The organism is Coprococcus sp. BIOML-A2, assembly GCF_009875795.1.
Taxonomy (GTDB): domain Bacteria; phylum Bacillota; class Clostridia; order Lachnospirales; family Lachnospiraceae; genus Coprococcus; species Coprococcus aceti.
In genome coordinates this window covers 399,472-421,329 of sequence record NZ_WWSI01000002.1, presented here as the reverse complement: position 1 = coordinate 421,329, position 21,858 = coordinate 399,472, and the positions used below count along the sequence as shown (strand labels likewise).

Here is a 21,858-nt window from a genome sequence, read left to right as displayed (position 1 = left end):
TATATAAAGCTTTATCTGTATCCTATCTGCCTTCTCCAACACGTACACCGGCTATCCTTATGTTGACTTCCTCAACGCTCAGTCCTGTCATGGTCTCTATAGCCTGCTTGACCTTATCCTGAACCTGACCTGATACTGATGGTATGCTGTACTCGTACAGAACCTCTATCGCAATATCAACCTTTACCTTGCCAGGAAGAAGCTCTACCTTAACGCCCTTTGCAGGGTTCTTCTTTCCGAACTTTGAGGCAAGCTCATTTGGAAGGTTGCCTGTAAGTCTGTATACACCTTCAACCTCTCCGGCTGCAAGCCCTGCTATGATAGCCACTACGTCATCCGCTATCTGAACTTTGCCCAGAGAATTGCTCTCTTCTATATTGTAAGAATTATCCTGAACCGCGCTGCCTTCAATCACGATATCATCATTCAACTTATCACTCATGGTCATACCTCCCGTTTCGTATGGGTTATTTGAATCTTATTATAATCTGAAGGCAGCTATTTTGCAAGTATATGCGATTCACGGCTTATCCTTCCGCTGTCTATTTGCCACCCATGACAGATATTGCAACACTGCTTATATCATACCCTGTTTTTCGGATAACTATGTCCTCTATCTGTGCTCTCTCGGTATCCGACAGCGATTCCACATTCAGCGACACGTCAACAGCCTCATCACTTATCGTCACTATGGCATCGCTATACCCCTTTGCCGCCAGAACTGTCTCGACATCTGTCTCCTTCTCTATGGTATCGTTCAGCTTTACATATGTATCTGTCGCCTCCTTCTTTGCCGAATCGCTGAGTGCCTCATCACCTATCACATCCATCAGAGCTTCCTTGCTCCTTGATCTGCTCTGCTCACGGTTCAACTTTGCCGCGGCCATATTGCTTGTCACCTGTGCACTGGTGAGTACAGCGTCACCGATCTCATCCTCCTGGCCATTGAGCTCCACATCCTCGGTCTGGCCATTCTCATCCTTCACCGCCTGTGAGTTCTCATTTTCCGCCATGGACGAGAGATCCTCATAGTTGATCACCTCCACCTGTTTTTTGTCAGTTTTTTCCTTCTTCTTGTCCTTTCCTGCATCCGCAAAGCTCATGTAACCGGCCACCCCTATCATAACTGCAAGTGCGATGACCGCCAGTCTGTTCTTTCCACTGAATTTCTTCATAGTCCCTCCACATTAATTTGCTTCTAATATCACAATCTTATGCGTCGGCACGTCAAATAATGCCTGCACTGCATTCGTTATCTTCAGCGTTGTATCGCCATTTTCCGCCCCCTTGCAAATGATAACCACACCCTCGGTCTCCGGCTCCCTGTACCTGACCACATACGGCGAGCTCCCACTGCCCTCACTCACCATGACCGTCTCCTCCGACACGCTTCTCTGGCTGCTGTCGCCGTTCTCACTGGAACTGCTTCCGGAGTCCTTGAGTGCTATGTTCTCACCGCTGTCCTTGACCGTTATCATCACTCTCACATCCGATATTCCGTCCACCTGCTCAAGCACTGATGTGAGTCTCTCCTCCATATACTCCACATAATCCGTAGTATCCCCTGACATATTCCGGTCATTTCCACCGGTCACATCCGCGTCTGTCTCATCGGACTGTCCGGTCCATCCGCTCTTTAGGTCATTTTTATCAGTCTTGCTGTTATTTGCCGGCCACACAACTATCATCAGACAAATCCCTGACAGCAAAATGAGCAGCAACTTGTATAATCTGTTGTTGCTGCTCTTCAATATATTCATGATTCCCGATATTCCCTTTTTCTTAGAATCCTCCACTACAGTCCCTCCTGCATATGATCTGTATTGCCCCTCCTGATGGTAATCCTGTTCTCATCAACGCCGTATTCCTCTGACACTGCGGATCTCAGTTCGTCTGTGTCTACTTTATCAAACTGTATGTATATCTCCATGCTGTCTATCCCAAGCTCCTCCCTGGTGACTATACGCACCACCGCATCGGCATTACAATTGTCAGATATAAACCGCTCCACTACCTCCTCCATGGCCCTGACATACATCTCATCATCGCCCTCGGCCACGTCCATTCCAAGCGATTCACTGTATGTATTGAACTCTATCCTGTCCGCATACCCAAGCCAGCCTATGACAGGATTTATCACGACCATCATCATGACAAATCCCACAGCCGCCTGGACATATCTGCGCATCTTCGGATCCGGGGCAATATACAGCACGACAGAAAAAAGTATACTGCACACAACTATATTTTTCAGCCACTCAGCAAGCATGCACATCCTCCATCCGTTCTATGATATGTTCACCGACATCAGGGCTATGCTTATGATGAACATCATCACGCTTATTCCGCACGCCCTCAGCATAAGCTCCACTGTCTCCGCCATGATGCCTGCTGCCTCGGCATATCTTTTGTCTCCGACCGGCTGCACCACCGCGGCGATGAACCTTAATATGAACATGATGACGATTATCTTGATCATTGGGACTGCGGCCAGTATGACTATCATGATCGTACACGCCATCCCCATACAGTTTCTGATAAACTCTCCTGTGCTCACCATCACACTGATGACAGCGCTCACCGTGGACATACCTGCACCTTTTCCCAATGTCCTGAGTATGCCATTTCTTGAAAGCCTGTCCATGGACGGTGCTATCATGCTCTTGACCACATTTATCCCGGTTACCACCGCAAACATTGTCCGCATTCCCCACACCGCCAGGCTCTTCATAAGCCCCGCCATCCGGGAGAAATAATCCTCGCTTCCAATATTATTTATGAGTGCTATGAGCCCGCCGCATTTGATGAGGGGGAGTATGAACCTTATTATCACATTCTGGCAAATGTATATCACCAGGATTATGACCGACTGTGAATATCCGGCACTCTCCGGACCGCTCACATATAACACAGACGAGGCATACATGGGATAGAACGCTTTCATGAACTCCGTGACATCTCCTATGGTGTCCTGCACGATGGACTGCACTAGAACGAAATCCCCCAGCAGCAGCGATAACAACACCATGTATGTAACCATGAAACCATGGGCGGATACATACTCGCCCATATTTCCCGCAAGCTGGGCAAATGTACTTCCGAGCACGATCACAGCCATGATCTGCAGCGCCAGCCCCCTGCTTGTCCTGACCTCGTATATGACACTGTCGGAAAACACTTTTAGTGCCATGTCTATGGTGGAATCCACGTCACCACTCTTTAGGGACTCGTATATGTCGTAGAATGTCACGTCGGATTTGTCTTTTGTAATCTCATTGAGGCTTCCGATGACGGAGTCGTCCTCGAATATGTCTGGGTTAATATCAGAGTCACTTTCCGTGGTATTTTCCTTTTCATTCTCAGCATAAAATTCTGGACAATATTTGATATCTGTATCATATGATTCAACTTTACTCTCATTACACACATTTGCCGCATCAGGCACTGACACCCCCATAAAGAGCATCAGCACCACCACTATCAAATTACCCCTCAACTATGGTCACCACCAGATCTATAACTCCCATGAGTATGGGCATACTGAGCAGAATAAGAGTTATCTTTCCCGCCATCTCCACCTGGGATGCCATGGCATTGCAGCCGGCATCTTTGCAGATATCTGATGAAAATCGGCATATATACGCTATACCTATCATTTTCAGGATCACGTCTATATATGAAATATTCACCGACACGTACGCAGTCAGCCTGTCTATGTACGAAGCTATAAGTCTGAACCTGCTCACAACAAAATACATGAGCATCACACACCCGGCTATGGACAACACGATCCCGTACCCGGAATCCAGTTCTTTTATCTTCACCGCTATCAGAACCACGATCACCGCAGCCAGAGAAACCGCCATGAGATTCATCATTTACCCCCACATCTACTCTCATTTATTGTCCTATATTTACAATATCCATGATCTCGTTGAACAGGTCACTTATGTACGGGATAACCCAGGAAAGCACAATGATGAGTCCCGCCAGATTGAGCAGATAGGCGTGCTCCTCCTTGCCTGAATGTTTTAGTATCTGGTTGAGCAGTGCCACCAGAATTCCCACTGCACCTATTTTTAGAAGTATCTGGATCGTCATCGTCTCTCCCTCTTAACCTACATGAGCAATATAACTATGAATACGCCTCCAAGCAGCCCAAGTGAATTGGCAAGCCTCTTTATCCCGGAACTTCTGGCGCGTTCCCGCTGGTATCTGTCCGTAATTATATCTTCCACAAGATTTATCCTTGAGAGCTGTGCCTCAACGTCCATATCTCCCATTATCTTTCCAAGCCTGTCCACATCCGCCAGCACCTCCAAGCTCAGGGCACTGTCCCGCCTCAGCATCGCCAGTGAGTCTGTCCACAATTCTGCAAATGGCCTGTCCCTGTTCTTCTCAGACATCTCCGCCAGACCGTTCACCCATTTACCAACATTTCCCTTGAGACGCTTTGCACTGTCGGCGAGTATCTCCGGGAGCTCCGATCCGGCATACATGATCTGCCCCTTGAACAGTTGTATGAAGAGCAGCATTTCCTCCATCTCCTTCACCATGCACCCATGCAACTGCCCTATGGCATGTCCCACCATAAATGAGGCATATACGATCAGACAGCCTCCTATCGCCTTAACCATGTCCTGCCTCCCATCTAATCGTACCAGCACAGCCGGTTGCCCTGGCCGTCAAATATATCAGAGATCTGTCCTGCCTTATCGCCTCCAAGCACAACATACCTCTCAAAAACCCTGTTCTCCACAAGACGCCTTATCCCTGCCCTGTCTCTCACATCATCCATGGAATAGCCATGTGCAGTTGCAAGCAGACGGCAGCCGCAGTTTATCACGCCGAAAATGGCATCGACATCCTGCTGCCCTCCTATCTCATCGACCGCTATGAGATCAGGCGCCATGGTTCGAACCAGCATCATCATTCCTGAAGCTTTTGGACAGCAGTCAAGAACATCAGTCCTCATTCCGACATCATTCTGCGGAACACCCTTGTAGCACGCCGCTATCTCCGATCTCTCATCAACCACACCAACTGTCATTCCTCCGTCAGACACTACTCTTATGATGTCCCTGAGCAGTGTGGTCTTGCCGTGACACGGAGCGGACACTATGAGCGTGTTCATCAGCTTGCCGTCACTGTATATGTATGGCAGGACATCACCGCTGCATCCCTTGATCTCATGTGCCACCCTGATATTAAGAAATGATATGTGTCTGATGCATTTGATCCTTGTTCCATCGAGTATGATCTTGCCCGCAACTCCTACCCTGTGTCCACCGCACACGGTGATAAAGCCCTGACGTATCTCATCCTCATAGGCATACAGGGAATGATTGCAGATACATTCCAGAGTGTCGTTCACATCCCTGGCAGTCACTATGTACGCATCCTTCATATTACAGGTTCTTGATCCGCAGGAATCAACATATATCTCCGAGTCCTCGTATCTAAGTATAAAGGGACTATTCACCCTCAGACGTATCTCCCACAGTCTCCCATAATCAAGCCTCAGCTTCTCAACCATGCACCTGATCCTGATGGGAAGCAGATGCAATATATCTTCTCCACACATATGTATCGTCCTTCTTCTATATAACACTGTCTGTACAGCTACATAAAAAGTATATTCAGAGGGTGGATAGGTTAGAACCTTTGGTTGCTTACAGCGCAAAAAAGTCCCGGCGATTCAAATATCCTGAATCACCGGGACTCTTATTCTTATTATATGTTATCGTAGGTAGTTATATCCTAATGCTGGTAACAATTATTATACTCTTGAAAGATACTCGCCAGTACGTGTATCGATCTTGATCGTGTCACCCTCGTTAACGAAGAGAGGTACTGATACCTGTGCGCCTGTCTCAACTGTACATGGCTTTGTTGCACCTGTAGCTGTATCACCCTTAACACCTGGCTCGCACTCTGTGATAACAAGCTCAACGAAGAGAGGTGGCTCTACAGCAAATACGTTGCCATTGTGTGAACAGATCTTACACATCTCGTTCTCCTTAACGAACTTAAGTGAATCACCTATAGCTGCTGAGCTGATAGGAATCTGATCATATGTCTCTGGATCCATGAAGTAATAAAGATCTCCGTCATTGTACAGATACTGCATGTCCTTTCTCTCGATGTGAGCCTTCTCACACTTCTCTGTTGGACGGAATGACTTCTCTACAACACCGCCACTCTTGATGTTCTTAAGCTTTGTTCTAACGAAAGCTGCACCCTTTCCTGGCTTAACGTGCTGGAACTCTATAATCTGATAAATATTTCCTTCGAATTCGATTGTAACGCCGTTTCTAAAATCGCCTGCTGAGATCATCTCTGCCATAACTATCTTATCCTCCTTAAAGATATAAACTTCTTGTCACATTTTATAATATATGAAATAAATTTTCAACTATTTTTTACCATACCATCAACCTTTATCAGGTAAGTCTACGTTTCTGCGCTTTCTACTGTCGTATATACACAGCAATACAAACGTACATACTCCTACGGCACTCACGATGGCTCCCGGTATAAGACCTGCGGTATAATACCTGAGTTCTATATCGTGATAGCCGCCACTACTAAATCTCTATCAACTTCTTCTCTGATCCTGTAAGATTCCTATAACCATCCTCCGTCACAGCAACCAGATCCTCAATCCTGACACCAAACTGTCCAGGAATATAGATTCCCGGTTCGACCGTTATGACCATGCCAGGTTTCAATATGTCATCACACTTAGGTGAAAATCTCGGATTCTCGTGTATAAACAATCCCACCGAATGTCCAAGTCCATGTCCAAAGCAATCTCCATATCCGGCATCGGCTATGATACGTCTAGCAACAGCATCAACATCGTTACATCTGACTCCTGGTTTTATCATGTTCATAGACTCCGTCTGAGCCTTGAGTACCGTATCATACACATATTTCATTGAATCAGATGCCTGCCCTATGGCTACGGTTCTGGTCATATCTGAACAATATCCCTCATATATACAGCCAAAATCCATAGTGAGAAAGTCACCCTTATTCAGAGTCTTATCCGTAGGAATAGCATGCGGCATAGATGAATTCATTCCAGATGCAGCTATGGTGTCAAAACTCAAGCCCTCCGCACCATTTTTCTTCATATGATACTCCAGTTCAAGCGCAACATCCTTCTCTGTAATGCCAGGTCTGAGATATTCCAGTATATGTGAAAATGCCTTGTCTCCTATTGACTCCGCTATATGGATATTCTCGATCTCCTCATCAGTTTTTATCTCTCTTAAGGAATCCAGCTTACCATCAAGGCTTATCCATTCCACACCGAATATTCCTGTCGAATATTCCGAATACTCTCTATAGCTGATGCTAAGATTCTCAAATCCAACTCTCAGATTCCCAGAATTTTTTCTCTGTCCATCAAGAATAGATGAAATACACGCAACATATCCTTTTCCAGCAATATCCGCACATTCATATCCTTCGCACTCGCGCTGGACCTGCTCCGTATATCTTGAATCCGTTATGACTGTCTTACCTGATCCTGCCAGAACTATAACGCCCTCGCCGCGGTACGATGCTATATATCTCATGTTGTACCTGTCAGTGATCAATATCGCATCAAGATTCATCTCATCTATTATCCTTCTGACCTTTTCATAAGCAATTGCTGTGTCCATAACCATCATCTCCCACCTTCTATATAAGAACTTATTTCCTGTACTATCTCATCTATTTCAATTCCTGTAACCGGAACTATAATATCAGCGGCAGCCTCATATACCGGTCCTCGCTGTTCCATAAGTTCTCTCACTCTCTGGTCAACATTTTCTCCCTGCAGAAGAGGTCTGGTCGTATCTCCCGCAAGTCGCCTTACTACCTCCTCAGGCTTAACATCCAGATATATGATCCTGCCCATTCGCCTGAGTTCATCCACATTCGCCTGTCTCATAGGAAGTCCACCTCCAGTGGATATAACCGTATGTGACAGCCGGCTGTTCAATTCCTTAAGAGTATCTGTCTCAAGCTGTCTGAAATACTCTTCCCCCTTGTCGGCAAATATCTGCTTTATGCTGCAACCAGCCTTGTCCTCTATATAAGAATCCACATCCAGCAGATCAAAGTTCAGCTTTCTCGCAAGAGCTTCCCCGACAGTTGTCTTACCACATCCCATAAATCCTATGAGGATCACATTTTCTCTGATTGACTGCAGCAACCTGTCGTACACAATATCAGCAACATCCTCTGATATAGATATATCATTCCAGAGCTCATATGCAATTATTCCCTGATAAAGGAGCATACGCAAACCATTGTACGCCAATGCTCCAGCCTGTCTGCAAAGCTTCATAAACTTTGTCTCAAACGGATTATATATGAGATCGATTCCCACACTGACTCTGTCGTAAAAATGTGGATCATCGATGACTACCGCCTCATTTTTCGGTGCCAGACCTATCGATGTGGACTGGAATACCACGAACTTATTATCTACATTTTCCTGCAGTAACTGTCCATAATCACCAAGTCTCATGGCAGTCATTGTCTCTCTGCAAAAATGACCATTCATGTCCTCTGCTATCGTCTGTGCCTTCTCGATCGTTCTGTTAAGGATATATACCTTATCCGCACCCTTATTCATGCACATATATGCCACAGCTCTCGCTGCACCGCCTGCGCCAAGTATGATAACCTTTTTACCGTCAAGTTCCACTCCGTAGGACTCCAGTTCTCTGGACAGCCCCATCATATCTGTGTTATATCCCTTATAACCGTTTGCAGTCCTGACAAGAGTGTTGATCGCACCTATTGCCGCTGCCCCCTCATCTATATCCACAAGTGAAGCCATTATCTCATTCTTGTGAGGTACAGTGGCGTTCATTCCCAATATATTCAGTTCAAACGCTCCCTTTACAGCATCCGCCAGCCCCTCCTTATGGGTGTGGAACGGCACATACACTTCATTGATTTCCAATATATCGCTGAGTGTGTTGTGTATAAGCGGTGACATGGTGTGCTGAACCGGATCACCAAGCAAACCTAATAATCTTGTCTTTCCATTTATCTCCATATGTATCTCCATCCTTCAGTCTCTTATTTTGAACAGAGTCAGTATAACACAAAAAGAAACCGGAGTATATAACCACCCCGGTTTCTATATTTATTGCTATTATTTATACTATATACGCATTATGCAAATACATTCTTCTTCTCGGCAATGAAATCTCCAAGTGCCGGAACGTCTATAGTATTGTCTGTCAGGTCGAACAATGGATCTGCGGCCTTAACCTTGATCATTGTATATACAGGAACTGTCTTGCCCTGGTAATATACCTCCACAACGATGTATGTGTAATTTCCACCATATGGTGCATAACACGAATCATCAGGTGTAAGGGCTGTACCATTGCCATTTCTCACAATATCCTTTATATCGCCTGCAATTGATGTTAACTTGGCTGTACCAATCTTATCGTATGACTTAATCATCTTATCAGTATTCTCTGTATAGCTTGGTCTGATTGAGTAATCGGAATCATCGTAATCCAGATCATAGTAAATGTTAACCTTTGTTACCTTTGTCTTCTCCGGAATTCCAATCTTATAATCAAACTCAGGATCATCTGTCTTTGAGTCAACCTCACTTACATATACAGTCTTTCCTGATGAAGCAAGTGCCTCTGCATCCTTTGGAAGCTCATCCTCTGCAGCCCATGTCTGCTTTGGATCGTAACACTTGATAGTTGGCATCTCTGGTACTGCTGATGCACTGTTTACAATAACGTTGATGAACAGCTTTCTCTCATCATTGTTTCTTGTACGTCTACCTGTAACTGATGAATGTCCGGCACCACAATATGTGATCGCACCACTGCCATAAGCTGTAGTGTAGATGAAGTAAGCCTCCATTGCATCTCCAGGATCCGCTGCATACTTTGATGAACGCATCTTACTGTTCGATGAGTTATTTGAACCTGCAAGAGTATACCATACTGTTATGTTGTCACTCTCAAGATCAAGTGCAAATGCCTGCTGATGTGTACCCGATATGTTCAGTGATGAACTTATGTTGTATGGATACAATGTTACAAGACCTGAGTTAAGCTGTGTAGCCTTAACTGTCTCAGCACAAGCTGACTGATCCTGGTTTGAAGCCTGTGACCAGGCTGTTGCTGCCTTATATGACTCCTGTGCATATACATATGGAAGTGTAGTTGTTGCACCAGCCATATTACCATTGTAGTAAAGTGCTGTCATTGCAAGTGCACTTACATATACCTTCTTATCTTTTCCAAGATATGGCTGCCAGTATGCGTTCTTCTCAACAAATACATCCATAATGTTAGAATTCATACTGTTCAGTAATCCTTCGCCTGCAGTAGGATTATTTGCATATGGTGTCAGGTAATACAAGCTGCTATCCGGTGATGTATATGTCACATCATCAACTGTTCCATCTGCTGTGTATGTAACTTCCAGTGTACTTGTATTAACAGAAGCCTTGCTGTAAGAAACACTCTTAACGTTATACTTACCAAGCTTAAGTGGATTGTCATACTTAACAACATTGTCTGTTATATCAACATGGAATCTGTTCATTCCTACTACTGATAAAAGTGACTTTGTAAGGTTAACTGCACCTGCATTTGCATATGGTGACATTGAATCATGGAAGAAGAATAAATCTCCTCCTGCTGATACATAGTCAAGTATGTACTGACATGTTTCCTTCTTGAAGTCAACCTTAAATCCACCAAATGAATCCGATGGTCCAAGAACAAGTATTGAGTACATGTTCTTCATAAAGCTCTTACCATATGAACGTCTGAGGTAAGTATTGTACTTATCCTTTGCCTCAAGTTCTGCGTTCTTTGCTGTCACATAATCTGAATAATACTTAGCAAAATCAGCTCCGAAATCATCTGACATCTTTCCTGCTTTGAAGTCACCCTCACAGTGATTCATTGTGTTGTACTTTGGCCAGAATATCAGATAATAATCGCCTGTATCCTGCATATACTGAAGGACTTTCTTTGTCTCTGCATTGCTTGTCCTGAAATTATTGATAAATGTACTGTAATTTGTAGTTCCTGTATATTTACCATCAATATAGTCTATTGCATTCTTGAGATAGTTATCAAGAATCTTCTTTGGCGTTGCAACCTTTGCTGACGCTGCTGAATATTCTGTAAGTGCAACAGCGGCAAGGCTCTCGTACTCTTCCTGACTATGTCCATCAACCTTCTCACCCTTGGCAAGCTTCTCAGCCTCTTCTACCATAGTATCAAGGCAATCATACTGAGCATCTACTCCATCTCCTGTCTTGAATGAAGCTCTATCACTTGAAGCAACCACAAGATCAAGATTTATGTCATAATCCTCTGAAAGCTCATCTGCAAGATTCGAATAATAATCATCCGCATCTGTGTTTGTATCAAACTCATATACGCCGAATCTGTTTTCATGTCTTCCAAGAACTGCATACTGAGTAGTTGAAGCGTTATCAAGCTCTGCCATGTTTGCAAATACATTGTACTTTGCAATCTTGTGAGCTGTCTGTGACTCAATATCAAAGTAAAGTGTATCAGTTGCTCCCCATGAGGTTGCCGTCTGTCCCTCTGCCATTGTCTGAACCTGAAGAACATTTATCTCACTCTTTGATACATTATTGTTTACTATCTTGCTGAGACCTGTAGAAGAAGCAACTATATTGCCATCCTCATCTGTTATCTCAAGATACCATGCTGCTGATCCAAAGAATTCTGAGTCAAGCGCTACTGTCAGTGATTTCTCCTGACCATTTGTGATCTTGTCCTCAAGACAATAATCACCGCCGCCCTTCTCGAACTTTGTATTCTTATCAACATCTACAAACAACTTGTAGTTATATACTGACTTGTCACCATCAACCTGGAATGTAAACTGTAGTCTGTTGGACTTGATATAAGTCTGCTGTATTCCCTGCTGATATGTAACTGGTTTTGTAGTGATAGTAAGTCTTGTTCTATGTGCACTTCCTGTCACCAGTCTGTTAAGAGATGCTGAAGTTGCATCATCATAGACTACCTTGTAATTATAATATACAGTATCTGTTCCCGGACGCTTATACCATGACTGATCCTGTACGTCTGAGTCCATATAATCAGTTTCCTTGAACTTACCTCCAGCAAGTGACTGAACACGCTTTGTCCATAAACTGTTACCGTATATTCCATCCTTATCACTTATATACTGTGTTGCATCCTTATCGAATCCCCACAGAATATTTGATCCATTTGCTCCTGTATGTCTTGCATAGAGAGTATCTACCAACTGATACATTCTTGATGATGGATCGAGATAATAATTCTTTCTCTCAAGCTTTCCATCTTTATACCAATATCCCTGAAGGAGCTCAGCCTGTGAAAGCTTATCACCATTTGCATTTGTACCCTGCATATTCTCATATACGCTGGTAAGCTCATCACTTATGATCATCGGTCTGCCTGATGCCATGTATGTGAGAAGCTCCTGATACTTTGTGTTTGTCAGGTCGTTACCATTCTCTGCAAGATATGTTGTTGTGTAATACTTGTCACCAACCTTTGGTGATGCAAGCATATTTGTTGATCCTGATATAGGTGCTGTATCTGGGCTATATGTAGATGCATTCATCAACTGACTGAGTGTACCTGTGTGGTAATACATGATGAATGTTGGGAATATCTGATATGTGTAACCCGGCGTAGCATTACCGATATCATTCTGTCCTTTGTACATCTCCGCTGGATTTCTATCCATAGCACTTATATCGCCACCGATATATACCAGATCGTATGTCGCTGCTATATCTTCCTTCATACCAATGAGCTGCTCGGTCGAAACCTGAGTGAGCTGAATATCTCCAATGGATATTCCATCGATAGCATACGCTATCTTCGCCTTGGTAAGATCAAAATCATAATACTCTGTTCTGGCCGCAAGCTCCTGTTTAGACTTACCACTTACTACATCAGATGGAACTGTATAATAGTTTCCTGTTATTTTAGTTGTTCCATCACTTCTTGTTGTATAAGCTGTACTTACGGTATCCTGAAGTGCTGCCACCTCAAGATCAATCGGATAATCCGGCTGAATCTCAAGTACCTTGAACTTGTTATCAGAACCATCGCGATACACACTGGCATTGATAACATCAGCCACTGCCTTTGCCGATGGTGAATCAACTACCGGAATGGTTGGATCTGAATCATCGCCACTGCCATCTCCTGAGCCCTTTCCGTCACCGGCCTTAGAAGAAACTATAAAATACTGTCCACTCTCGACTGCACTGCACAGATCCTTGAATACCGCTGTGCCTATCTCCTTGTTATATGTACCCTTGTCAATAAATACAAAGTCATACTCTGAGAGATCAAGCTTATCATAAGTACCATTCATGAATACTGCCTGGGTTTCGAGATATTTGTCATGCAGACCAGTAACATACGAAACAACCTTTGCCGCATCTGAGAAATCCAGATTAGTATATACAAGATCACTCTTATACTCATAATTGAGATCTGCATTACCAACATTCTCCTGGAAATCCTGATATGTAACTACAACATTCTCATCTTCTGTTCCTGCTGCGTCTATTCTGTATGTGTATCCTGATACATTGTCCTCGTCAACTGTCTTAATATTGAAATCATACTGATAATCAGTATCACTTCCGTCAACAAGACCGGAATTATCAGCTACTCCAACCACAAGATCATCATAAGAGAACTGGTCATCACTGACATCTCCTCCAACTACAACCTTGTAGCTATATTCAGGGCTGAGTCTGTCAAAGCTGTATGTGTATACAGTCTCCATAACTGTGTTGCCATCAGCATCCTTTATCTCCTGACCATTCTCGTCAAGTTTCGGAACCTCTTTCATCTCAAGAGGAGCCTTCATAAGAATATCTACTGATGTTCCTGCCAGATTAAGCTGTGTTCCATTTTCTACTACAAGATATGCATACATATCTGCTGCTGGATCCACTGCATCACCTGCATCATCAGTACATCTCACTGTACCGGAAACTGACTTTGTCTTGACATCCTTATAGTATGATGTTGCAAAGTTGACATTCTTAAATGCCTTACCGCCATTGGTCATCGCCTCTACAAGATCGGCACTGTCAATAAGGTAAACATCAGCACCACTTGGCACATATTTTGAAAGACCTGTACCACTGCTTGAAGTACCATTCGCATACATATGTCCTGTCAGATCGCTGTTTGGAGCCTTCTGTACAGATTCCCATGTATTTGTCTTCGCATTGAATGTGTAATCAGCAGAAGCCATGTCTCCACGTGTAGCACTGCTGTTCTTCTCTGTGATTTCACTGAACATTGCACTGCCGGCTCCGTCCTCTGAAATCACAAGTATCTTGGCATTATCAAAGTTCCACGACTTTCTGTCTCCTGTAAGACCTGATCTTGAACCAGCCTTATCATATGTGGAATCCTTGATATTATCCGGTATGTTACCATCAAGGAAATCAAGTATTGATACACCCTCATACCACTTATAGTATGTTCCATAGTTAAGGTAATCGCTACCACCCTCGCTGGCTTTTCTCTCTGCCTGAAGAATAAAGTCAGAGATCGTCTTTGTTGTCTTGTTTATATCAGGAGTCGTCTTGTTATCATCTGCCTCCTGATAAAGTGTCTTAAAGAAATCCGGCTCTGTAACAAGGACATTATCATATCTTGCCACAGCACCCTTAGTGATCAGCTTGTATGCAAGTGCACCCATTCTGTAATCATCATTATTTCCTGTTATAAGCTCTGGCTCTGATGTACACAGAGTTCCTGTACACAATGCTATAGGATGTGAGTTTGCTGTAGCATACGCATCCAACCAGTTATACAGATCCTCGCTTATATCATTTGCTTTGCTGGCATAATCGCTGGCACCATTCGCCCAAATATATATGAAATCCGCCTGATTGAGGATTCCCTGGGCTGTTGTATCCATGCTGTTCAGCTCGCTGACTGTACAAGTTGTAAGAGTCACCGCACCGGCAGCCATGTTATCGCTTATCGTCTTATATCCATTGAACACTGCAAGTCTAAAATACTCACCTGCATACACATATCTCCAGAGATATGTTGTTGAATCGTATCCTGTCAGCTTCTTCGCATCACCTGAAAACTTGCTATCAGTGACGGTTTCCTTCAGCTTCTCATCCATATCTGCATTACCACTATATGAATCAGGTACTATCTGGACGATTCTGAATTTGTCCTCTCCTGTCTGTTTCTTGCCAGCATCGTTGGAGTTCTTGACTGCCAGATCGATATTGGACAATCCTGTCAGACTTGTAGATTTGCTTCCGCTGCCGTTCGCATCACTCAGGGAAGCCTGAGAATCGGAGTTAGCCAGTGTATAATTCACAAATATAGAGCTGACTACAAGTGCGAATATAATAGCTATAGATGATAAGACTATTTTTTTATTCTTAAACACTGTATTTTCCTCCTCTATTAATCCCACTCATGCTTCTTGAGCACGAATGAATTTCTGAGTCCAACTACACTTGTTACTTTATATGTCTCTTTTGTTTTTGTGTCTTCAAATCCAATAATCACTGCAACACTATTGTCTGCAGGATTGACCTGAAGCTGAAAGCTTTTCACGTTGTTAGCAAGCACTGTACCTTTCTTGGAGCTTGCATCCACATACTTTGTACACGATGAAAGCACCGCCTGTGCCTGATTTACCTTTGCTGAATCGCTGCTCTTGAGATCCTGCTTTGCCTGATTAAGCGTTTCATCACTCATCTCCTGTCTGAAAACATACAATTTCTTGTCTGTCTTGCTGTAGGTAATCGTACAGAATGCAGTCTTATCTAGCTCAGATGAATACTGAACCCACAGATAATCAGCATCTATAAATGTGTGCACATCCTCTGAAGCACCAGCGCCGCCAAAAGGCTTAACATCCGCTATATCATAGCTATTGCTTTTTTTCTTTATCACACCGCTATCTGACACTATATCCTGGATTACATCAGCAACGCCTCCCTGCTTACGGAGTGTGCTTCCCGATCCTGCGGATTTCACATACGTATCCTCAGGAACAATAAAGCTTCCTGTAACCTGAGTGAATGATGTTCCAGTCTGTACGTAAGCAGTTCCATCAATCTTGATATCACTTGCCCCCATCAGTATGTCTGCTATCGCATCATATGTCTCAGTCGCCTGAGACTGAAGCTTCTGTCTGGACGACTGCTTCTTATGTGACGCAACAGTTGTAGATATAAGGGACATGACAGCAACCATGAATATTCCCAAGATTGCCATATACAGTATAAGCTCTATGAATGTGAAGCCCTTGTCTTTATTTCTACATATCATTCTTCACACCCCCTAATTCTTTCCATATGTATGACCGCCTGTATACTGGTTCAGGTTGACCCTTCCAACAGTATTGTTGCTGTTATACTTGCAGAAACGATACTCTCCATATCCAGTCAGCACCTGACTGTCAGATTTCCTGATAATAATAACCTGCTCTGAAAGAGGAGTAGTCACTGAATCTGCATCGTAATCGTCAGCATAATATATCGTAACTCTCTCCAGCACCTTGTCAGGTGCAGATGAATTAGCAGTAAATGACTCCGCCCTTCCATCAGCGCATATACCATAGAAAATATCGTAATTAGCACCATTCTGGACTATCCTTACCGCCTCTCCACTTTTTTGCGTCCTAGTTCTCATCTCAAGCGCCGACAATTCACTGTCAAACTTCTGCAGTGAAGCAGTTGCCTGAGACGCTCTTATTGATGATATAGTGAGAAAGCCCACGCCTGACATTACTGCAATTATAGCAATAACAATTATCATCTCTATAAGCGTGTATCCATTATTTGATTTTATACCATTCTTCATCAGCTACACCCCCTATTCAACATTCTTCTTCCAGTTCTGGAATACAAGAATATCTTCGTATGAGATGTCTGATATTGATGCTCCTGTTACCTCTGTGTTACCTTCGCTCTTGGATGATGTATAGTTCTTCAGCACCTTTGTTGTAAGCGTATTGAGCTTTTCGTCTGTGCTCTCTGAACACTGTTCAAGAAGATTTGCAACAAATGCAGCGTCTGCTGATATTGACATATTATGGTCAATTATAAGCTTTGATCCAGTGATTATCATACCTCGGAAGCTCTTAACATTCTCATCAAATCTTACATTACCACCGGCAATTATAATTCCCTGGAATGATCCATCTCCATTGTTTGGCTGGAGCTTAACATCACCAGAATTGATAACTATGGTTTTAGCCTCATTATCTGTTGCATTTCCAATTGTCTTCTCAATTGAAAGGTTTTTGCTGAACACATACGCCAAATCAACGTAGTGGTTTAAAGGAGTGATACTGTAATCATATGAATATGTATCTCTATCCTTATCATATGAGCTTAAATATCCTACCGATGAGGAAGTGTAATTAGCTATTTCCCACGCATTCTGTGTACGCTTTGTTTTATCATCCACATTGTTAAGAACCGACAGATGATCCTTCATATTAATATACATATATGAAAGGAATGTGCTTGTCTGTTCTTCGTCACTTGCAGTTCCTGAACCAGCAAGCTTAAGTGCATCCGCCTTGAGATCATTAAATGCCTTTTTATTGTTGTCTGTGCCCTTGTTTCCAAGAATATTAGTAAACACCTTGCCTGTTGAAACATTATCAAGAGCTGTAGCCACATCCATTGTGGTAGTTGTGGATGCTCTCAGGAACAGCGAATCATCGTTATTCTGATCTGTGACAGCACCACTTGCATTTATCTTGCCCTCTGCCGGAAGAACCAGCTTAACCTGGAACTGCTCGTACTTCTGTACATTATAAAGCTTGCTGCTTATCTCATCGCCATAATCCTGGAGAAGCTTATAATATTTCTCAGCAAATTTCTCTGCATTGCTTACATTGGATGAATCCTTTCCATCCTCAATATACAGATAATAATAATCATGTCCTGAAACAGTCTGCTTAATAGCTGTTACGCCCTTTTCTCCTTCTGTAGCAAGATCCTTGAGGAAATCATCATACAGATCAAGTATGTTCGCATCTGCCTCAAATGTCTTTGGGAACTGAAGTGTAACTGTAGTGATTCCTGTGTCAGGGTCAACCTTCTCAGTGTTGTTCACTACAGACCACTGGGTAAGGAACATAAGCTGATTTGTCTTCACATCAAGAGACTGTCCTGTAGAATAATCCTTCAGTGTTGTGAATGCGTAATCTGCATTCTCATCAACTGTTATATTCTCATCGTCCTCAGGAACACTTGAAGCAGCAATCTTTGAGAATTCGATATATGACTTACCTGCTATATACAGTGAATTAAGATCCTGTAAGTCAAGTGTTGAATTCTTACCATTTACAATAATTGCACTATCACTAAAGTGTGATCTGAGCTTATATCCTGTTGCAAGATATCCTTTTTGTCTGAGATAATTCAGACTTCTTGTATCCTGTGCATTGTAGCTATATCCAAAATAACTTCCCTGAGTAAATTTCAAGCTTGCTTTCTCTGCATTAAGCTCTGTATCATCAAAGATATACGCATCTGCAGAAGCTTTCAGTGAGCCTCCGTCTTTTCCTCCAATGACGATATTATCTGCCCAAAGCTCTGATAAAGTCTGTGTACGACCTGACAGATTTATCTCAGCTCCGTTATATGCGGCAAGAGAACCTGAACACACAACCACATCTGAGTTGAGTGTAAGTGTGGAATTCTTACCATTTACAAATATTCCTGAGTATGCACTGCTTTCCTTTGTACCCCACATTGTGGTAGGCTTACTCTCATATTTGTTCGTAACCTTTGTCTCGGCTACATCATTATAATCCTTATTGTAATAATCGCTTGCTGCGTAGATGTTACCCTTAACCTGTGCGTCGGTTGTCCGGTTGTCGTTGTCCTCTCCTACCTCGACACCCATATCCGCAAGTATCGCATATTCATACAATGTATTGTTTGATACACTGCTTGTATCAAATGAAACATTGTACTCAGGCTCCGTGAGAACAATGTCCGTAGTGATAGACTGCTCATAGGTTCCTGCTGTTGATCCCTGCAGATCCACACTTCTCTTAACACACACATTCTTGAATGTGACAGACTGAACCTTGTCATTTTCGTAACCCGACTGCTTCTCCGTCTTAATTCCTCCATTATTCTTATAATACTGAGTTGTTGTCTTGTTATTAACATCAGTATATATAAGCTTCATGTTCGATGTATCAAGTCTGACACCATCCGGATTGTCCACCGCATCATACTCATTAGATATGAAAGACTGAAGTGTATCTGTCACGTTCTTAAGGCTATTATAGTTTGTATCTGCAACAAAGCCTGTCATGAAAAGCTTTTTGAAAAGCTCATTTGCCGATTTATTGTCAAGGGTAGTATACGCCTGAGCCTTAGTATCATACACAACAACCAATTCAGCCGTAGTTGTATACGCTGAATAAAGGTGCTCATTGGTCGCTGCGCCTACCCCCGCATACATCTCATCAAGTGCAGTTTCTACCTCATAAAAGTTATTCAGGGAATTCAGCTTATAAAACTTGAGCTTGTATGTCATCATAGCTCCCATAAGTATCGCTGAAGCAAGAATGCACATAAATGTGGTTGCGACTATTACAAGGACGAAACTTGAACCGTGATCATCGTTATGCCTAAGCTTTCGCTTTAATCTCTCAATCATCTGTTACTTCCCCCTTGTTCCAGTAACCGTCGTCTTGTTTCCTTTACTATCTGTCAAAGTAACTGTTATATCGTACATATATACACTGTCACTCTGATCCTCTGTCAAACGAGCTACAGGATAGTCAGAATTAACATTGTCAAAATCAAAGTTGGCATATACATTAAGATCTGACGACTTTGCTCCCGCTGCCAGCTTAAGTCTCACCTTGACATCTGACATCTTGGTGTCCTTTCCTGCATTCGTATATGTAAGATCATCAACGTTCGCCACATTGAACTGCTCACGTATGATCTTCTTGTATGTATCGCTGAGCTCTGCTGTCGTCTCGAATACATACACATCCGCCTTCTCAGATATTCCTGAATTATCCACCGTTATGGTATCTGTCGTACAGTATGAACCATTGTATATCGCCGGAACATAGAGAAGATACACAGGTGGCAGACCATTCGTAAACTCCTGCTTGTATACTATTCCATCACCATATAAGGTGGTAGGCTTGTATACATTTTTGCCTGAGCTCTCATACTGTGATCTGATAACTGAGACCGTTGTATAATCTGTGTATTCCACATAACACTCAACTGTATATGTGGATCCCAGCTTTGATATCTTGATCTTGGTATTCTTCTGGAAATGATCCTCATCGAATGTTCCACCACCGGAAAGATAATGGTTGTACTGCACATCATACTTTCTCAGCACGTCAAGCTTCGCATCCAGGAAATACTGATATGCGAGATTATCAAGATTGTTGCCTGTTGCGGCTACATTATAGGTGGCACCTATAATGATAGCCGACTGTTTGCTGTCCAGATTTCTGATAGTTCCCGATTCCGTAGCATTAGTCTGTATGGCGCCACTTTCATCGCTCTTGAATGTCGCACCACCATCAAGACCTGCAAGCACATATCCATTCTTAAGAACCTGATATGCCGCATCATTCACATCCACCTGACAGGTGTAGGTCTCATAAGATTTTCCTATGGATACATCGTTGCAGGTATAGGTTGTGTCCGAATATTCCGCCGTTTTAGAATTCGGCAATGTAATAGACTTTCCCGATGGTGTTCCCTTTGTAAAGGAATATGTCTTTGTTCCATTGCCATCAGGAATATTCACATTTCCTGACAGATCAGCGGTCTTAAAGATCTCCATGATCTCCTCAGCCTTCTCGACTGCATACTGCTTCTTCGTCGATGTAGTACCCGTCTTCGTGGCTGTGATCAATGCATTGGTTATCGGATAGATCAGAATGGCAAATATGGCAGCAGCGATTATAATCTCTACTAAACTAAATCCTTTATTGTTTGATTTAACCATTTATTTGTTCACTCCATTTAAGTGTATGCATCTACTGGGCTGTTGTTGTGGTCGTAGTCGTAGTAGACTTTACTGTTGGGTTTCCAAAGATGTTGTTTGTACCTGTCTGTACATTCACATCTGCGTGATCTGTAGTTCTGTCATCACCGTTTACTGCATATGAGGTTATAGTCATATCTCCCTCATACTTTCCTGTCTGTTCGTTGAATGCTATAGTGACATCGTCAAGAGTCATTCTGTAATCACCATTCTTGATGTAGTCGATGACATCCTTGATATCCTTGTAGTCTCCCTCGTATGTGACAGGGAATGATGCTGAATAGCAGTTGTAACCTGATGCTGTAGCTGCTGACTCATCTATAGTCACGTCAGATGCTGCTGCATCTGTTGAAGCACTTGAATTATCAGCAACGGTAACGTCGCCCACAGCGCCTGCGCCAAGTGTATAGAAAAGTGTCTCCTCACCCATTGTTACACTAGGAAAGTTGAACTTATACTTATCCTTTACACCCTGTAAATACATGATCGTGTTATCCTGATACAGCTCTGATGGAAATTCTGCAAGAACAGCCTCATAGTCTGCCTTGTACTTCTCAGTGTCAGCTATGTACTGCTGTCTGTTCGCATCCTTCTCAAGCAGGCTGTTGTAATATGTCTGTCTCTCGTTGTACTGACTCTCAATACTCTTCTTGTCATCGAAATTGCCCATGGCAAGAAATCTTATAGGAAGCACTAAGATAGCAATTCCCAATAAGAATAATAATAGATTTCTCTGTCCCTTTGTGATTGAATCCATGATAGT

18 protein-coding genes are annotated in these 21,858 nt (G+C 43.0%); all 18 read right to left on the bottom strand.

All coding sequences use genetic code 11. From position 1 onward, the window contains the following. Positions 1–22: 22 nt before the first annotated feature. Entirely contained in the window at positions 23–442 is a 420-nt protein-coding gene (locus tag GT575_RS06225) for an Asp23/Gls24 family envelope stress response protein (protein WP_161171714.1), read from the bottom strand. Between the two features lie 100 nt (positions 443–542). Beyond that, positions 543–1,175 carry a SpoIIIAH-like family protein gene (locus tag GT575_RS06220; RefSeq protein ID WP_015533561.1) on the bottom strand — a complete coding sequence of 211 codons (633 nt, stop codon included), beginning with the start codon at positions 1,173–1,175 and terminating at the stop codon, positions 543–545. A gap of 12 nt (positions 1,176–1,187) precedes the next feature. After that, positions 1,188–1,796 (bottom strand): stage III sporulation protein AG, encoded by a 609-nt coding sequence (locus GT575_RS06215; protein ID WP_022216696.1) that lies wholly within the window; start codon positions 1,794–1,796, stop codon positions 1,188–1,190. Further along, positions 1,796–2,269, bottom strand: a complete 474-nt coding sequence (locus GT575_RS06210; protein WP_161171713.1) for a stage III sporulation protein AF — start codon at positions 2,267–2,269, stop codon at positions 1,796–1,798. The genes GT575_RS06215 and GT575_RS06210 overlap by 1 nt, the downstream gene beginning before the upstream one ends. Before the next feature lie 18 nt (positions 2,270–2,287). After that, the gene (locus GT575_RS06205; RefSeq protein ID WP_161171712.1) at positions 2,288–3,496 is read right to left on the bottom strand and encodes a stage III sporulation protein AE; all 1,209 of its coding nucleotides are present in this window, start codon (positions 3,494–3,496) and stop codon (positions 2,288–2,290) included. Continuing rightward, entirely contained in the window at positions 3,486–3,875 is a 390-nt protein-coding gene (spoIIIAD, locus tag GT575_RS06200) for a stage III sporulation protein AD (RefSeq protein ID WP_022216698.1), read from the bottom strand. The genes GT575_RS06205 and spoIIIAD overlap by 11 nt, the downstream gene beginning before the upstream one ends. Before the next feature lie 25 nt (positions 3,876–3,900). Continuing rightward, complete coding sequence (spoIIIAC, locus tag GT575_RS06195; RefSeq protein WP_015533564.1) at positions 3,901–4,101, bottom strand: stage III sporulation protein AC; 201 nt, start codon at positions 4,099–4,101, stop codon at positions 3,901–3,903. Positions 4,102–4,118: 17 nt separating this feature from the next. Then, on the bottom strand, positions 4,119–4,637 hold the full coding sequence (locus GT575_RS06190; RefSeq protein ID WP_015533565.1) for a stage III sporulation protein AB: 519 nt from the start codon (positions 4,635–4,637) through the stop codon (positions 4,119–4,121). A 14-nt stretch (positions 4,638–4,651) separates the two neighbouring features. Next, a complete protein-coding gene (gene spoIIIAA, locus GT575_RS06185; RefSeq protein WP_015533566.1) occupies positions 4,652–5,584 on the bottom strand; it encodes a stage III sporulation protein AA in 933 nt (310 codons plus the stop codon). A 195-nt stretch (positions 5,585–5,779) separates the two neighbouring features. After that, on the bottom strand, positions 5,780–6,337 hold the full coding sequence (efp, locus tag GT575_RS06180; protein ID WP_055144922.1) for an elongation factor P: 558 nt from the start codon (positions 6,335–6,337) through the stop codon (positions 5,780–5,782). Between the two features lie 250 nt (positions 6,338–6,587). Then, positions 6,588–7,679, bottom strand: a complete 1,092-nt coding sequence (locus GT575_RS06175) for a M24 family metallopeptidase (protein ID WP_055272699.1) — start codon at positions 7,677–7,679, stop codon at positions 6,588–6,590. After that, on the bottom strand, positions 7,679–9,064 hold the full coding sequence (locus tag GT575_RS06170) for a shikimate kinase (protein ID WP_022216702.1): 1,386 nt from the start codon (positions 9,062–9,064) through the stop codon (positions 7,679–7,681). The genes GT575_RS06175 and GT575_RS06170 overlap by 1 nt, the downstream gene beginning before the upstream one ends. Positions 9,065–9,183: 119 nt before the next feature. Further along, the gene (locus GT575_RS15410) at positions 9,184–15,477 is read right to left on the bottom strand and encodes a DUF5057 domain-containing protein (protein WP_161171711.1); all 6,294 of its coding nucleotides are present in this window, start codon (positions 15,475–15,477) and stop codon (positions 9,184–9,186) included. A 17-nt stretch (positions 15,478–15,494) separates the two neighbouring features. Next, a complete protein-coding gene (locus tag GT575_RS06160) occupies positions 15,495–16,367 on the bottom strand; it encodes a prepilin-type N-terminal cleavage/methylation domain-containing protein (protein WP_022216704.1) in 873 nt (290 codons plus the stop codon). A 12-nt stretch (positions 16,368–16,379) separates the two neighbouring features. Further along, entirely contained in the window at positions 16,380–16,901 is a 522-nt protein-coding gene (locus tag GT575_RS06155; RefSeq protein ID WP_022216705.1) for a prepilin-type N-terminal cleavage/methylation domain-containing protein, read from the bottom strand. Positions 16,902–16,913: 12 nt separating this feature from the next. Then, the gene (locus GT575_RS06150) at positions 16,914–19,730 is read right to left on the bottom strand and encodes a hypothetical protein (protein WP_161171710.1); all 2,817 of its coding nucleotides are present in this window, start codon (positions 19,728–19,730) and stop codon (positions 16,914–16,916) included. A 3-nt stretch (positions 19,731–19,733) separates the two neighbouring features. After that, positions 19,734–21,056 carry a prepilin-type N-terminal cleavage/methylation domain-containing protein gene (locus tag GT575_RS06145; RefSeq protein WP_161171709.1) on the bottom strand — a complete coding sequence of 441 codons (1,323 nt, stop codon included), beginning with the start codon at positions 21,054–21,056 and terminating at the stop codon, positions 19,734–19,736. A gap of 31 nt (positions 21,057–21,087) precedes the next feature. Next, complete coding sequence (locus tag GT575_RS06140; RefSeq protein ID WP_117874719.1) at positions 21,088–21,852, bottom strand: hypothetical protein; 765 nt, start codon at positions 21,850–21,852, stop codon at positions 21,088–21,090. Positions 21,853–21,858 lie beyond the last annotated feature (6 nt).